This is a genomic window from Thermoanaerobacterium thermosulfurigenes, assembly GCF_051201035.1.
GTDB lineage: Bacteria > Bacillota > Thermoanaerobacteria > Thermoanaerobacterales > Thermoanaerobacteraceae > Thermoanaerobacterium > Thermoanaerobacterium thermosulfurigenes.
In genome coordinates this window covers 1-15075 of sequence record NZ_JBPODR010000035.1, presented here as the reverse complement: position 1 = coordinate 15075, position 15075 = coordinate 1, and the positions used below count along the sequence as shown (strand labels likewise).

Annotated in this window: 15 protein-coding genes and 1 other annotated feature; all 15 genes read left to right on the top strand. The window is 38.8% G+C overall.

What is annotated here, in order from left to right:
- Positions 1 to 102: EF-Tu C-terminal domain-related protein (locus tag HNR52_RS10940; RefSeq protein WP_284698232.1), on the top strand; the 102-nt coding region annotated here is incomplete at its 5' end.
- 113 nt (positions 103 to 215) lie between these two features.
- On the top strand, positions 216 to 365 hold the full coding sequence (gene rpmG, locus HNR52_RS10935) for a 50S ribosomal protein L33 (RefSeq protein WP_013787135.1): 150 nt from the start codon (positions 216 to 218) through the stop codon (positions 363 to 365).
- A gap of 28 nt (positions 366 to 393) precedes the next feature.
- Positions 394 to 594 (top strand): preprotein translocase subunit SecE, encoded by a 201-nt coding sequence (gene secE, locus HNR52_RS10930; protein ID WP_013787136.1) that lies wholly within the window; start codon positions 394 to 396, stop codon positions 592 to 594.
- 30 nt (positions 595 to 624) lie between these two features.
- Positions 625 to 1152, top strand: coding sequence for a transcription termination/antitermination protein NusG (gene nusG / locus HNR52_RS10925; RefSeq protein ID WP_014757914.1), 528 nt, complete (start codon positions 625 to 627; stop codon positions 1150 to 1152).
- 25 nt (positions 1153 to 1177) lie between these two features.
- Positions 1178 to 1603 (top strand): 50S ribosomal protein L11, encoded by a 426-nt coding sequence (gene rplK, locus HNR52_RS10920; RefSeq protein ID WP_013787138.1) that lies wholly within the window; start codon positions 1178 to 1180, stop codon positions 1601 to 1603.
- Between the two features lie 55 nt (positions 1604 to 1658).
- Positions 1659 to 2351 (top strand): 50S ribosomal protein L1, encoded by a 693-nt coding sequence (gene rplA / locus HNR52_RS10915; protein ID WP_041592050.1) that lies wholly within the window; start codon positions 1659 to 1661, stop codon positions 2349 to 2351.
- A 40-nt stretch (positions 2352 to 2391) separates the two neighbouring features.
- Positions 2392 to 2509, top strand: a sequence feature (ribosomal protein L10 leader region).
- A gap of 14 nt (positions 2510 to 2523) precedes the next feature.
- Entirely contained in the window at positions 2524 to 3051 is a 528-nt protein-coding gene (rplJ, locus tag HNR52_RS10910; protein WP_013787140.1) for a 50S ribosomal protein L10, read from the top strand.
- 31 nt (positions 3052 to 3082) lie between these two features.
- Positions 3083 to 3457 carry a 50S ribosomal protein L7/L12 gene (rplL, locus tag HNR52_RS10905; RefSeq protein ID WP_013787141.1) on the top strand — a complete coding sequence of 125 codons (375 nt, stop codon included), beginning with the start codon at positions 3083 to 3085 and terminating at the stop codon, positions 3455 to 3457.
- A gap of 283 nt (positions 3458 to 3740) precedes the next feature.
- Positions 3741 to 7454, top strand: coding sequence for a DNA-directed RNA polymerase subunit beta (rpoB, locus tag HNR52_RS10900; RefSeq protein WP_435620581.1), 3714 nt, complete (start codon positions 3741 to 3743; stop codon positions 7452 to 7454).
- Positions 7455 to 7480: 26 nt separating this feature from the next.
- Complete coding sequence (rpoC, locus tag HNR52_RS10895) at positions 7481 to 11035, top strand: DNA-directed RNA polymerase subunit beta' (RefSeq protein WP_013787143.1); 3555 nt, start codon at positions 7481 to 7483, stop codon at positions 11033 to 11035.
- A gap of 84 nt (positions 11036 to 11119) precedes the next feature.
- Positions 11120 to 11365 carry a ribosomal L7Ae/L30e/S12e/Gadd45 family protein gene (locus HNR52_RS10890; protein WP_013787144.1) on the top strand — a complete coding sequence of 82 codons (246 nt, stop codon included), beginning with the start codon at positions 11120 to 11122 and terminating at the stop codon, positions 11363 to 11365.
- Between the two features lie 64 nt (positions 11366 to 11429).
- Positions 11430 to 11801, top strand: a complete 372-nt coding sequence (rpsL, locus tag HNR52_RS10885) for a 30S ribosomal protein S12 (protein WP_013787145.1) — start codon at positions 11430 to 11432, stop codon at positions 11799 to 11801.
- Between the two features lie 15 nt (positions 11802 to 11816).
- Positions 11817 to 12287, top strand: a complete 471-nt coding sequence (gene rpsG, locus HNR52_RS10880; protein WP_014757920.1) for a 30S ribosomal protein S7 — start codon at positions 11817 to 11819, stop codon at positions 12285 to 12287.
- A 48-nt stretch (positions 12288 to 12335) separates the two neighbouring features.
- Positions 12336 to 14405 carry an elongation factor G gene (fusA, locus tag HNR52_RS10875; protein ID WP_435620580.1) on the top strand — a complete coding sequence of 690 codons (2070 nt, stop codon included), beginning with the start codon at positions 12336 to 12338 and terminating at the stop codon, positions 14403 to 14405.
- 26 nt (positions 14406 to 14431) lie between these two features.
- A partial coding sequence (locus HNR52_RS10870) for a GTP-binding protein (protein WP_435619541.1) occupies positions 14432 to 15075 on the top strand: 644 nt, incomplete at its 3' end.

The window sequence follows — 15075 nt, the reverse complement described above, 5'->3', positions numbered from 1 at the left end:
GAATTAATAACACCGATAGCGATGGAAGAAGGATTAAAATTTGCTATAAGAGAAGGCGGACACACAGTAGGAGCCGGTGTTGTTTCCAAGATTCTGTCATAAAAAGGGCTGGGTATTTTACCTGGCTTTTTTTGAGTCTATACAATTAGATTGACATAAATTAATATTTATGATAAAGTTTTAAAAGTAGTTTTAAATTCCGGGAGGTGGAATTGTTGCGGGTTAAGATCACATTAGCTTGCACGGAATGTAAGCAGAGAAACTATAATACTACTAAAAACAAGAAGAACGATCCTGATAGGATAGAGCTTATGAAATACTGTAAGTTCTGCAGAAAACATACATTGCATAAAGAGACAAGGTAAAAAACAAGTTATAAAGGGATGTGATTCGATGGCTGCCGATGAAAGGAGAAAAGTCGGGAAGTTTTTTAGGGAAATAAAAGCCGAGATGAAGAAAGTTACGTGGCCAACAAGAGATAATTTGATTGCATATACAGAAGTTGTACTGGTTGTGGTAATAGCATTTACATTGTTGATATTCCTTGCAGACTCGGCCTTTAGCTATCTACTGAAATTAATTATAAAAAGTTAAAGGAGGATGGGGTTTATCCCCAAATCGATGATGTCTGAAACAAATTCAGCTAAATGGTATGTAGTCCATACTTATTCCGGATATGAAAATAAGGTTAAAGCGAATCTGGAAAAGTCTGTTGAAAATAGAAATCTTCAAAATTTAATACATCAAGTCGTAGTTCCGACTGAAAAAGTGGTAGAGATAAAAGACGGCAAAAAGAAATCTGTTGACAGAAAGGTATTTCCGGGATACGTACTGGTGAAGATGGTAATGAATGATGAATCATGGTATGTGGTAAGAAATACCAGAGGCGTAACTGGCTTTGTTGGGCCTGGATCTAAACCTGTACCACTTACTGAAGCGGAAGTGAGAAGCTTAGGCATTAAGGAGATACAGACGTCAGTAGATATAAAAGTAGGCGATAGTGTTAGGGTTATTGCCGGACCACTTGAGAATTTCATCGGTGTTGTTGAAGAGATTTACCTTGACAGACAAAAGGCTAAAGTTTTGATTTCGATGTTTGGCAGAGAAACCCCAGTGGAATTTGACTTTGTCCAGATTCAAAAAATTCAATAGATGACATGAATTAGGAGGTGTAAACATGGCTAAAAAAGTTGCTGCAGTTGTCAAGATACAGTTACCTGCAGGAAAGGCTACACCAGCTCCACCAGTAGGTACAGCTCTTGGACCACATGGTGTCAATATAATGGGTTTTTGTAAGGAGTTTAATGAAAAGACGGCAAAACAAGCTGGTTTGATCATTCCTGTAGTTATTACCATATATGCAGATAGGTCATTTTCATTCATCACTAAGACACCACCTGCGGCTGTGCTTTTAAAGAAGGCTGCTGGCATTGAAAGTGGTTCACCACAGCCTAACAAGCAAAAAGTCGCAAAGATTTCAAAGGATAAAGTAAGAGAAATAGCAGAACTGAAGATGAAAGACTTAAATGCATCAGATATTGAGGCAGCTATGAGAATGATAGCTGGTACTGCGAGAAGCATGGGTATTGAAATTGAACAGTGATTGTTAAGTGGGAGGACTTATGTCCGAAAAATACCACAAGGAGGTAAAGTATAGTATGAAACATGGTAAAAAATATTTAGATAGTGTGAAATTAATAGACAAGACAAGATTGTATGATGCAAATGAAGCCGTTGATTTGGTTTTGAAGACTGCAAAGGCAAAATTTGATGAGACGGTTGATCTGTCGGTAAGGCTTGGCGTCGATCCAAGACATGCGGATCAACAGGTCAGAGGAACTGTAATACTTCCTCACGGAACAGGTAAAACGGTTCGAGTTTTAGTTTTTGCAAAAGGCGATAAAGCAAAAGAGGCTGAAGCTGCTGGTGCTGAATATGTCGGAGCTGAAGAATTAGTTGCAAAGATTCAAAATGAAAACTGGTTTGACTATGATGTTGTTATAGCTACGCCAGATATGATGGGTGTTGTAGGTAGACTTGGTAAGGTCTTAGGACCAAAAGGCTTAATGCCAAACCCAAAAGCGGGTACAGTCACATTTGATATTGAGAAGGCAGTAAAAGACGTGAAAGCTGGTAAAATTGAGTACAGAGTTGACAAAAATTCAATAATCCATGTACCTATTGGAAAAGTTTCTTTTGGACAAGAGAAATTGGTTGAGAATTTTAAGACGATAATGGATGCTATAATAAGATCTAAACCTGCAGCAGCAAAAGGACAATATTTGAGAAGCGTTGTCCTCTCATCGACGATGGGACCTGGAATCAAGGTTAATCCGCAAAGAATCGTGTGATAGCTGTTGACATAAAACCATAATAGTGATATACTTTTAAAGTAAAATTGAAAACTTACCGTAGACAGTAGGTGTGGCAACACATAAATCCTACCGAGGTTTTTGATAAAGCAAAGAAGGATCCTCATGTCTACGGTGGATCCTTTTAATATTTAAGACGGGAGGTGTAAGTTTGAGCACAGCGAGGGAAGCTAAGGAAAAAGTTGTTAGCGAGTTTAAAGATAAACTGGGAAGAGCACAATCCGTCATATTTACCAGCTATAGTGGATTGACAGTGGAAGACGATACTGCTTTAAGGAGAAAGTTTAAAGAAGCCAACGCTGAATATAAAGTATACAAAAATACTTTGATGTGGCGTGCGGCACAAGAACTGGGTTACACTGACTTAAAAAAGTACTTAGAAGGACCGACATCAGTATCTTTTGGGTACGATGACCCTGTTACACCTGCTAAAATTCTGGTTGAATTCTTAAAGAACAATAAAGGCTTAGAATTAAAAGCAGGTATTGTAGATGGCAAGATAGTGGGACCAGAAGAAATAAAAGCGCTGTCCGAATTGCCATCGAAAGAAGAACTTATTGCAAAAGCACTTGGCAGCATGAAGGCACCTATAAACAACCTTGTGTATGTATTGTCTGGTACATTGAGAAGTCTTGTAATAGCTTTAAATGCTGTTAAAGAGAAAAAAGAAGCACAATAACACAATAAAAATAAAAATGGAGGTATATGTAATGAATAAGGAAGAAATCTTAGAAGCCATAAAAAATATGACAGTATTAGAATTAGCTGATTTAGTAAAAGCTTTGGAAGAAGAGTTTGGAGTTTCAGCAGCAGCACCTGTTGCTGTAGCAGCAGCACCTGCAGCAGGAGCAGCAGCAGCACCTGCTGAGGAGAAGACTGAATTTGATGTTATATTGTCAGATGTAGGTTCAGAAAAAATAAAAGTAATAAAAGTTGTTAGAGAGGTTACAAATCTTGGCTTAAAAGAAGCAAAAGACCTTGTTGAAGGTGCTCCAAAGCCAATTAAAGAAGGCGTAAGCAAAGATGAAGCAAATCAGATAAAAGCAAAATTTGAAGAAGTTGGAGCAAAAGTAGAAATAAAATAATTAAAATAAGTGTATTTTTAGGAAAAAAAAGCATTCGTTAAGAGTGCTTTTTTTCTTTTAATTGAATATCTCTTATTGACATGCTTTTGCCATTGTGGTAATATTATATATTGCATTAACAGTGTCATTTATTACATAAATTAAAATACGACAAGAAAATTTTTTATAGCATGTAAATAATAGAATATTTGTATGTATTCTGGTAAATAATAATTATGTCTTTCTGTATATTATCCAAAAGCTTTCTCTTTTGGTTATTTTAAATTTATAAGGGGTGAAGTGGATGTTACATCCTGTTGATGCCGGCTACAAGAAGCGAATGAGCTTTGCAAGGATTGAAGAAGTCTTGGATATGCCTAATTTGATCGAAGTTCAAAAAAATTCCTATAAGTGGTTTTTGGAAGAAGGTTTAAGGGAAGTTTTCCGAGACATTTCTCCAATTGAGAGTTTTACCGGCAATTTGTCTTTAGAATTTCTAGACTATAAGCTTGATGACAATCCTAAATACTCTGTAGAGGAATGCAAAGATAGGGATACTACTTATGCGGCACCAATGAAAGTAAAGGTAAGATTGACTAATCGCGATACCGGTGAAATCAAGGAATCAGAAGTTTTTATGGGTGATTTTCCTTTGATGACCGACAAAGGCACTTTCATAATAAATGGTGCAGAGCGTGTCATCGTCAGTCAGTTGGTGAGATCGCCAGGAGTATATTACGAACAACAGTTTGATAAATTAGGGAAAAAGCTATTTTTTGCAACTGTTATACCAAATAGAGGTGCATGGCTGGAATACGAAGAAGATTCAAATGATATCTTTTCTGTTAGAATAGACAGGACGAGGAAAGTTCCAATTACTGTTTTTTTAAGGGCTTTAGGTTATGGGACAGATGCACAGATATTAGATCTTTTTGGAGAAGATGAAAGGATAAAAGCAACACTTGATAAAGATACTACGAAATCTGAAGAAGAAGGTTTGCTTGAGGTATATAAAAGATTGAGGCCTGGTGAACCACCTACAGTTGAAAGCGCTAAAAGTTTGTTATACTCTTTATTCTTTGATCCAAAAAGATACGACCTCGCGCATGTTGGTCGTTATAAATTTAATAAAAAGCTTGCACTAAGTTCAAGGCTGACAAATCAAAAGGCTGCTACAAAGATAGTTAATCCACTGACGGGTGAAATCATTGTTGAGGAAGGTCAAAGAATATCAAGAGAGACTGCTAAAAAAATCCAGGATTGCGGTATAAATGAAGTTGAAGTGCTTGTTGAAGGAAGACCAGTGAAGATAATTGGCAATAATACTGTTGATATTAATGAATATCCGCTTTCTTTTGATGTTTCAGATCTAAAGATAAAAGAGAAAGTTCATTTGACTGTTTTAAAAGAGATCCTTAATAATTTTTCAAGCGAAGATGAGATAAAAAATGAGATAAGAAGAAGATTGGACGAATTAATACCTAAACATATTACTAAAGATGATATAATTGCTTCTGTAAATTACAATTTAAATCTTTCCTACGGTGTTGGGTTTGTTGATGATATTGATCACCTTGGGAATAGAAGGCTTAGATCAGTTGGCGAATTGCTTCAAAATCAGTTTAGAATAGGTCTATCAAGGATGGAAAGAGTAGTTAGGGAAAGAATGACTATACAGGATGTCAGCGAAATTACTGCTCAAAATTTGATAAATATTAGGCCTGTTGTTGCTGCAATTAAGGAGTTTTTTGGAAGTTCACAGCTTTCACAGTTTATGGATCAGACAAATCCCCTTGCAGAGCTGACTCACAAGAGAAGATTAAGTGCATTAGGTCCTGGAGGACTAAGTAGAGAAAGAGCCGGAATGGAAGTTAGGGATGTCCATCACACGCATTACAGCAGGATGTGTCCTATAGAAACGCCTGAAGGACCAAACATAGGACTTATAGGTTCTCTTGCTACATATGCAAGGATTAATGAATATGGATTTATTGAAGCTCCTTATAGAAAAGTGGATAAATCGACAGGTAAAGTTCTCAATGAGATTGTGTATATGACTGCAGATGTGGAAGATGAATATGTAATCGCTCAAGCAGATGAGCCTCTTGATGAAGAAAATAGATTTATAAATGAGAGAGTTACAGTCCGCTCAAAAGACGATATTTTGTCAGTGCCCAGAGAAGAAGTGGATTTTATGGATGTTTCACCGAAACAGGTGGTTTCTGTCGCTACCGCAATGATTCCTTTTTTGGAAAATGACGATGCAAACAGGGCTCTGATGGGTTCAAACATGCAGAGGCAGGCTGTTCCGCTTCTTGTTCCGCAGGCACCTATCGTTGGAACTGGAATTGAGTACAAAGCTGCCAGGGATTCAGGTGTTGTAAATATTGCCAGAAACAGTGGGATAGTAGAAAGAGTTACAGCAGATAAAATAGTCATAAAGACAGATGATGGAAGACGAGACGAGTACGAACTTCTTAAATTTAAGAGGTCGAACCAGGGAACTTGCATAAATTGTAGACCGATAGTAAATGAAGGGGATCGTGTTGAAAAAGGACAGGTTATAAGCGATGGACCTTCTACAGAGTTGGGTGAAATTGCACTTGGACGCAATGTATTGGTTGGATTTATGCCTTGGGAAGGTTACAATTACGAGGATGCTATTTTAATTAGCGAAGAACTTGTAAAAGAAGATGCTCTTACATCTATCCATATTGAGGAATACGAATCAGAAGCCAGAGATACGAAATTAGGACCTGAAGAAATAACAAGGGATATTCCCAATGTTGGCGAAGAAGCATTAAAGGATTTAGACGAGAGAGGAATCATACGCATCGGTGCAGAGGTTACGGCTGGAGATATTCTCGTAGGGAAAGTGACTCCAAAAGGTGAAACAGAGCTTACTGCAGAAGAAAGACTATTAAGAGCTATATTTGGAGAGAAAGCAAGGGAAGTCAGAGATACTTCTTTAAGAGTTCCACATGGTGAAGGCGGTATAGTTGTAGATGTCAAAGTGTACACGAGAGAAAATGGCGATGAACTGCCTCCAGGAGTAAATGAGATGGTGAGAGTTTTTATCGCACAGAAAAGGAAGATATCTGTCGGCGATAAGATGGCAGGTAGGCACGGAAACAAAGGTGTCGTTTCAAGGATACTTCCTGTTGAGGATATGCCATTTTTACCCGATGGTACACCACTTCAGATTTGTTTGAACCCTCTTGGTGTTCCTTCCCGTATGAATATCGGTCAGGTTCTGGAAGTCCACTTGGGACTTGCAGCAAAAGCTTTGGGGTGGTACATGGCTACGCCGGTATTTGATGGTGCCCATGAGGAAGATATACAAGAGCTGCTTGAAAAAGCGGGATTCTCGCCAGATGGAAAGATACAGCTTTACGATGGAAGAACAGGTGAACCTTTTGACCATCCAGTTACTGTTGGATATATGTACATGCTCAAGTTGCATCACCTTGTTGATGATAAAATGCATGCTAGGTCTACAGGGCCATATTCGCTTGTCACACAACAGCCACTTGGCGGTAAAGCACAGTTTGGTGGTCAGAGATTTGGTGAGATGGAAGTATGGGCGCTTGAAGCATACGGTGCTGCTCATACATTGCAAGAGATACTTACAGTTAAGTCTGATGATATAACGGGACGTGTTAAAACATACGAATCTATAGTCAAAGGTGAAAATATACCAGAACCAGGTGTTCCAGAGTCATTTAAGGTTCTTGTTAAAGAGTTGCAAAGTCTTTGCCTTGATGTTAAAGTATTGACGGAAGATAATCAAGAAGTAGCACTAAAAGAATTTGAAGATGACGACGATGATGACATTTCAGAAGATACGATAAACATCAATATTGAGGGAAGAGAAGATGCGCCGCCAGAAGTAAATTATGGCGAAGAATTTAACGAAGATTTTGATGAAGATAAGGATGCATTTGACGATCTTAACTTTGAACCTAACGATATAGACTTTGGCGATAGTGACAGCTTTGATGATGATTATGATTTATAAAATTATTATGAAGGGAGCGAAACTCCTTGTTTGAGCTTAAAAATTTTGATTCGATGAAAATAGGACTTGCTTCACCCGAAAAGATAAGGGAATGGTCAAGAGGTGAAGTGAAAAAACCTGAGACTATAAATTACAGGACCTTAAAGCCAGAAAGAGAAGGATTGTTTTGTGAAAAGATATTTGGACCTACGAAGGACTGGGAATGCCATTGTGGCAAGTACAAGAGAGTAAGATACAAAGGTGTTATATGTGATAGATGTGGCGTTGAGGTTACGAGGTCGAAAGTTAGACGTGAAAGAATGGGGCATATTGAACTTGCTGCCCCTGTTTCCCATATATGGTATTTCAAGGGCATACCAAGCCGCATGGGACTGATACTTGACATGTCGCCGAGAGCCCTTGAAAAAGTTTTGTATTTTGCGTCTTATGTCGTGATAGATCCCGGTGAGACTAACCTTTCTAAGAAGCAGCTTTTAAGCGAGAAAGAGTACAGAGAGTATTTAGATAAGTACGGCAATAAGTTTAAAGCAGGCATGGGTGCCGAGTCTATAAAAGAACTTCTCCAAGAGATAGACCTTGAGAAATTGTCAAAAGAGTTAAAGGCTGAAATTAGGGAGTCAACGGGTCAAAAGCGCGTCAGAGCAATAAGAAGATTAGAAGTTGTGCAAGCATTTTTGGATTCAGGCAATAAGCCTGAATGGATGATACTTGACGTCATACCTGTAATTCCACCTGACTTAAGACCAATGGTTCAATTGGATGGTGGAAGGTTTGCAACATCGGATTTGAACGATCTTTATAGAAGGGTCATAAATAGAAACAATAGATTGAAAAGACTTCTTGACTTAGGCGCTCCTGACATCATAGTCAGAAATGAGAAGAGAATGTTGCAGGAAGCTGTTGATGCCCTTATTGATAATGGCAGAAGAGGAAGACCAGTTACAGGTCCTGGCAACAGACCACTGAAGTCTTTGTCTGATATGCTAAAAGGTAAGCAAGGAAGGTTTAGGCAAAACTTGTTAGGTAAGAGGGTAGACTATTCTGGACGTTCTGTTATAGTAGTTGGTCCGGAATTAAAGCTTTATCAGTGCGGTCTTCCTAAAGAGATGGCTCTTGAGCTTTTCAAGCCTTTTGTGATGAAAAGGCTTGTTGACAAAGGAATAGCACAGCATATAAAAAGCGCAAAGAGAATGGTTGAGAAAGTCCGCCCAGAAGTGTGGGATGTTTTAGAAGATGTAATCAAAGAGCATCCAGTTCTTTTAAACAGAGCACCTACACTACACCGTTTAGGCATACAGGCATTTGAACCTGTCTTAGTAGAAGGCAGAGCTATAAAGCTTCATCCTTTGGTATGTACAGCTTACAACGCTGACTTTGATGGAGACCAGATGGCAGTCCACGTTCCTTTGACTGTAGAGGCGCAAGCAGAAGCAAGATTTTTAATGTTGGCTGCTAATAACATATTAAAGCCACAGGATGGAAAGCCTGTCATGACACCTACTCAAGATATGGTTTTAGGGTGCTACTATCTGACAGGCGATGAAGACGGCGTCTTAGGTGAAGGCAGACTATTTAAAGATTATGAAGAAGCTCTTATGGCCTATCAATTAGGTCAAATAAACATCCATGCTAAGATAAAAGTGAGAATGAAGAGAGAGGTAAATGGCGAGATCAAGACTAAAGTCATCGAGACCACTATAGGAAAACTTATATTTAATTCAGCTATTCCTCAAGATTTAGGTTTTGTAGATAGGACAAATCCTGATACCATGTTTGATTTGGAAGTATCTACATTAGTCGATAAGTCGAAATTAGGCAAGATATTGGACAGAGTATACAGAGTGCATGGACCTACAAAGACCGCTGAAACCTTAGACAAGATAAAAGCTTTAGGATATCAATATTCTACTAAGGCTGCATTGACTGTTAGCGTTTCTGATATGGCAATACCTGAAGAGAAGAAGACCCTTTTAAATGAAGCTGACGAAGCAGTTAAGAAAATAGATGCTCAGTTTAGGCGTGGTCTCATTTCAGAAGAAGAAAGGTACGAAAGCGTCATTAGAACGTGGAACATGACGACAGAAAAAGTAAGTGACGCTCTCATGGCTAATCTTGATAGATTCAATCCTATATTCATGATGGCTCATTCAGGTGCAAGAGGTAGCAAAAATCAGATAAAGCAGTTAGCTGGTATGAGAGGATTGATGGCTAACCCTGCAGGTAGGATAATTGAGCTTCCTATAAGGTCTAACTTTAGAGAAGGACTCAACGTTTTGGAATTCTTTATTTCTACTCACGGTGCCAGAAAGGGCTTAGCTGATACAGCTTTAAGAACTGCCGACTCAGGTTATTTAACACGAAGGCTTGTAGATGTAAGCCAGGATGTGATAATCAGGGAAGATGATTGCGGCACAGATGAAGGAATTTACGTAACTGAGATTAAGGAAGGCAATGAAGTAATAGAAAAGCTTGCAGATAGATTAAGCGGAAGAATATCATTGGAAGACATAAAAGATCCTATTACAGGCGAAATAATAGTAAAGAAAAATACGATGATTTCTGAAGAAGATGCAGAGAGGATTGAAGAATTAGGCATCAAAAAGGTTAAGATAAGATCGCTTTTGACGTGCAAATCAAAACATGGCGTCTGCAGGATGTGCTATGGAAGGAACTTGGCTACCGGTTCACAAGTTGAGATTGGCGAGGCTGTCGGTATAATCGCAGCGCAGGCTATAGGAGAACCAGGTACACAGCTTACAATGAGGACTTTCCATACCGGCGGTGTTGCTGGTGCTGATATAACACAAGGTTTACCGAGGGTTGAAGAGTTGTTTGAAGCGAGAAAGCCAAAAGGATTAGCTGTCATATCTGAGATACCAGGTATTGTCAAAATAAATGAAACCAAAAAGAAGAGAGAAGTTGTAATAACAGACAATGAAAATAATATTTCAAAGACATACCTTATACCTTACGGATCAAGGCTTAAAGTTCAAGATGGCCAGTACATCGAAGCAGGCGACGAGCTTACAGAAGGATCTGTAAATCCGCATGATATATTGAAGATAAAAGGATTATTTGCGGTTCAGACGTATTTATTGCAGGAAGTTCAAAAAGTATATAGACTACAAGGTGTTGAAATAAACGACAAACACATCGAGGTAATAATACGTCAAATGATGAGGAAGATTAAGATTGAAGATTCTGGAGATACATCAATGATGCCTGGTGAACTGGTAGATATGTTTGCTTTTGAAGAAGAAAACAGAAAGGCCTTGGAGAAAGGCTTAAGGCCAGCTTCAGGAACGAGAGCCCTTTTAGGAATCACAAAAGCTGCACTTGCTACAGATTCATTCTTATCTGCTGCATCATTCCAAGAGACAACCAGAGTTTTGACTGATGCAGCTATAAAAGGAAAGGTTGATCCTTTGATAGGTCTTAAGGAAAATGTCATAATTGGTAAACTGATTCCGGCAGGAACTGGTTTGTCAAGGTACAGAAACATTGTCGTTAAGACTGCAGGTCAATCAGAAAGTGAAGAAAATGCTGCTGAAAGTGATAATGTGGAGGCAGATGTAAAATAATATCTATTGTTGACAGAGATTGACCTTAATGATAAAATATTTAAGTGTGTTAAAAACTACTTCCATGTAGGGAGGAAGAACTTAATGAGTTCAAGTAAAAGCAGTTCTTCTAAAATGGTTATAGGAGCGAAGCAGACATTTAAAGCCGTTACAAATGATAAAGCTGCTAAAGTATATATTGCTCGGGATGCTGAAGAACATGTAACTAAAAAAATCATTGATGCTTGTAATTCAAAGTCTATCGAAATAGTTTATATAGACACAATGAGTGAATTAGGTGATATGTGCGGCATTGATGTTGGAGCAGCTACTGCTGCTGAATTAAAGTAAGAGCAATCAGATTTATCCCCTATTTAGGGGATAAATCTTCTAAAAATTGGAAGGAGGTGGAATGATGCCGACAATCAATCAATTAGTAAGAGAAGGAAGAAAGAAAGTTAAATATAAATCTGCATCCCCGGCATTAAAAGGTAATCCTCAAAAGAGGGGTGTTTGCACAGTTGTTAAAACTACAACACCAAAGAAGCCAAACTCTGCTTTAAGAAAGATAGCAAGGGTAAGACTTGTCAATAACACTGAAGTTACAGCATATATACCGGGTATTGGTCATAATCTTCAAGAGCACTCTGTTGTACTTATAAGAGGTGGAAGGGTAAAAGATTTGCCTGGTGTTAGATACAAAATTATAAGAGGAACACTTGATGCAGCTGGAGTTGCAAACAGGAAACAAGCTCGCTCGCAATATGGTGCTAAAAAACCTAAATGATAGGAGGGATAGTGAATGCCTAGAAAAGGCTATGTAGCAAAACGCGATGTGCTACCAGATCCAGTATATAATAGCAAAAAAGTGACAAAGTTAATAAATAAGATAATGTACAGTGGCAAGAGAGGTATAGCACAGAAGATATGCTACGGTGCATTTGATTTAATACGAGAAAAAACTGGTAGAGATCCATTAGAAGTATTTGAAGAGGCATTGAACAATGTCATGCCTGTTCTTGAAGTAAAGCCGAGACGTGTAGGTGGTGCTACTTACCAAGTACCTGTTGAGGTAAGGCCTGAGAGAAGGCAAACTCTTGGAATCAGATGGATCATTGACTTTGCAAGAAAAAGAAGCGGAAGGACAATGGTTGAGAAGTTAGCAGCTGAAATCATGGATGCGGCAAATAATACAGGTGCTAGCGTCAAGAAAAGAGAAGATACACATAAAATGGCTGAAGCAAATAAAGCATTCGCACATTACAGATGGTAATGATGGTGATGGTAGTGTGTATTATATGGGCAGGAAAGGAGGATATAAATGCCTAGAGATTACAGCTTAGATAAAGTTAGGAATATTGGAATAATGGCGCATATAGATGCTGGCAAAACTACTACTACCGAAAGAATACTGTTTTATACAGAAAAAGTCCATAAAATAGGTGAAGTGCATGAGGGAAATGCTACAATGGACTGGATGGAGCAAGAGCAGGAAAGAGGTATTACGATAACTTCTGCTGCTACAACATGCTATTGGAAAGATCATAAGATAAATATAATAGATACGCCGGGACACGTGGACTTTACAGTTGAGGTAGAGCGCTCTTTAAGAGTGTTAGATGGTGCAGTTGCAGTCTTTTGCGCAAAGGGTGGCGTTGAGCCACAATCAGAGACGGTTTGGAGACAGGCTGATAAGTACAGAGTCCCAAGATTGGCTTATGTAAATAAGATGGACATAATGGGTGCGGACTTTTTTAATGTAATTAAAATGATGAAAGAAAGATTGAACGCAAATCCTGTAGCGATACAGCTTCCTATAGGGAAAGAGGATACGTTTGTTGGGATTATTGACTTGATTAAGATGCGCGCTATCATATACGAAGATGATTTAGGAACAGTGTCAGACGAAGTTGAGATTCCTGCAGATTTAAAGGATTTAGCGGAAGAGTATAGAGAAAAGCTATTAGAAGCTGTTTCAGAGCAAGATGAAGTTTTGATGGAAAAATACTTAGAAGGTCAAGAGATTACAGAAGAGGAAATACACGCTGCTTTAAGAAAGGGAACTATCAACAACGAGCTGGTGTGCGTAACTTGTGGTTCTTCTTACAAGAACAAAGGTGTTCAGCCTATGCTGGATGCTGTCGTAAGGTATTTGCCATCTCCTATAGATATTCCTGCTGTAAAGGGCATGAAGCTTAATAGCGATGAGGAGATAGAGAGAAAGGCAGATGACAACGAACCATTTTCAGCACTTGCTTTTAAGATAATGGCTGACCCTTACGTTGGAAAGCTTGCGTTTTTTAGAGTATATTCAGGAACTTTGGAAGCAGGTTCATATGTTTTAAATTCCACAAAAGGGAAGAAAGAGAGAATAGGAAGAATTCTCCAGATGCACGCTAACCACAGGAAGGAAATTGACAAAGTTTATACAGGTGATATAGCTGCAGCAGTTGGACTGAAAGATACAACTACAGGAGATACATTGTGCGATGAAAATCAGCCTATTCTATTAGAGTCAATGGAGTTTCCTGAACCTGTTATAAGAGTTGCAATAGAGCCAAAAACTAAAGCTGCTCAGGATAAAATGGCAGTAGCTCTTCAAAAACTGGCTGAAGAAGATCCTACATTTAAGACGTACACAGATCAAGAGACAGGCCAGACTATTATAGCTGGTATGGGCGAATTGCACTTGGAAATCATAGTCGACAGAATGAAGAGAGAATTTAATGTAGAGTGCAACGTTGGTAAACCACAAGTTGCATACAAAGAGACTATAACAAAACCTGTACGTGTGGAAGGAAAATTCATAAGACAGTCAGGTGGACGTGGTCAGTATGGTCATGTATGGCTTGAAATGGAGCCTTTAGAGAGAGGTCAAGGGTATCAATTTGAAAATAAGATAGTCGGTGGTGTCATACCAAAAGAATACATTCCTTCAGTAGATGCCGGTGTGCAGGAAGCAATGGAAAATGGCATCCTTGGAGGATACGAAGTTGTTGACGTTAAAGTTTCATTAGTTGACGGTTCATACCATGAAGTCGACTCATCTGATATGGCATTTAAGATAGCAGGTTCAATGGCTTTCAAAGAAGGTATGAAAAAGGGCGGAGCTGTTCTTTTAGAGCCTATAATGGAAGTGGAAGTCGTTGTTCCTGAGGAATATATGGGCGACGTAATGGGTGACATAAACTCAAGACGTGGAAGAATCGAAGGTATGATGGATAGAGCTGGTGCGAAAGTCATAAGAGGCATGGTTCCACTGGCTGAAATGTTTGGATATGCTACAGACCTTCGTTCAAAAACTCAAGGAAGAGGTACTTATACGATGCAATTTAGCCATTATGAAGAAGTACCTAAAAACATTGCTGATCAAATATTAGAAAAAAAATAAAAAAATTAATGTAAGGAGGAAAAGAAATGGCAAAGCAAAAATTCGAAAGAAAGAAACCCCATGCAAACATAGGGACAATAGGACACGTAGACCATGGCAAAACGACATTAACATCAGCAATAACGATAGTATTGTCAAAACAAGGAATGGCACAAGCGACAGCATACGATGAAATAGACAAAGCACCAGAAGAAAAAGCAAGAGGAATCACAATAAACACAATGCACGTAGAGTACGAGACAGAGAAAAGGCACTATGCCCATGTTGACTGTCCAGGACACGCAGACTACGTAAAGAACATGATAACAGGAGCAGCGCAGATGGACGGAGCGATACTGGTAGTATCAGCAGCAGACGGTCCAATGCCACAGACAAGAGAGCACATCCTGTTAGCAAGACAGGTAGGCGTGCCATACATTGTAGTATTCTTAAACAAAGCAGACATGGTAGACGACCAAGAATTAATCGAATTAGTAGAGATGGAAGTAAGAGAGCTCTTAAATGAATATGAATTCCCAGGAGATGACACACCGATAGTAGTAGGTTCAGCATTAAAAGCAATGGAATGCGGATGTGGACAAAGAGACTGTCAATGGTGTGGCAAGATATGGGACTTAATGGATGCAGTTGACAGTTATATACCAACACCAGAAAGAGACGTAGACAAACC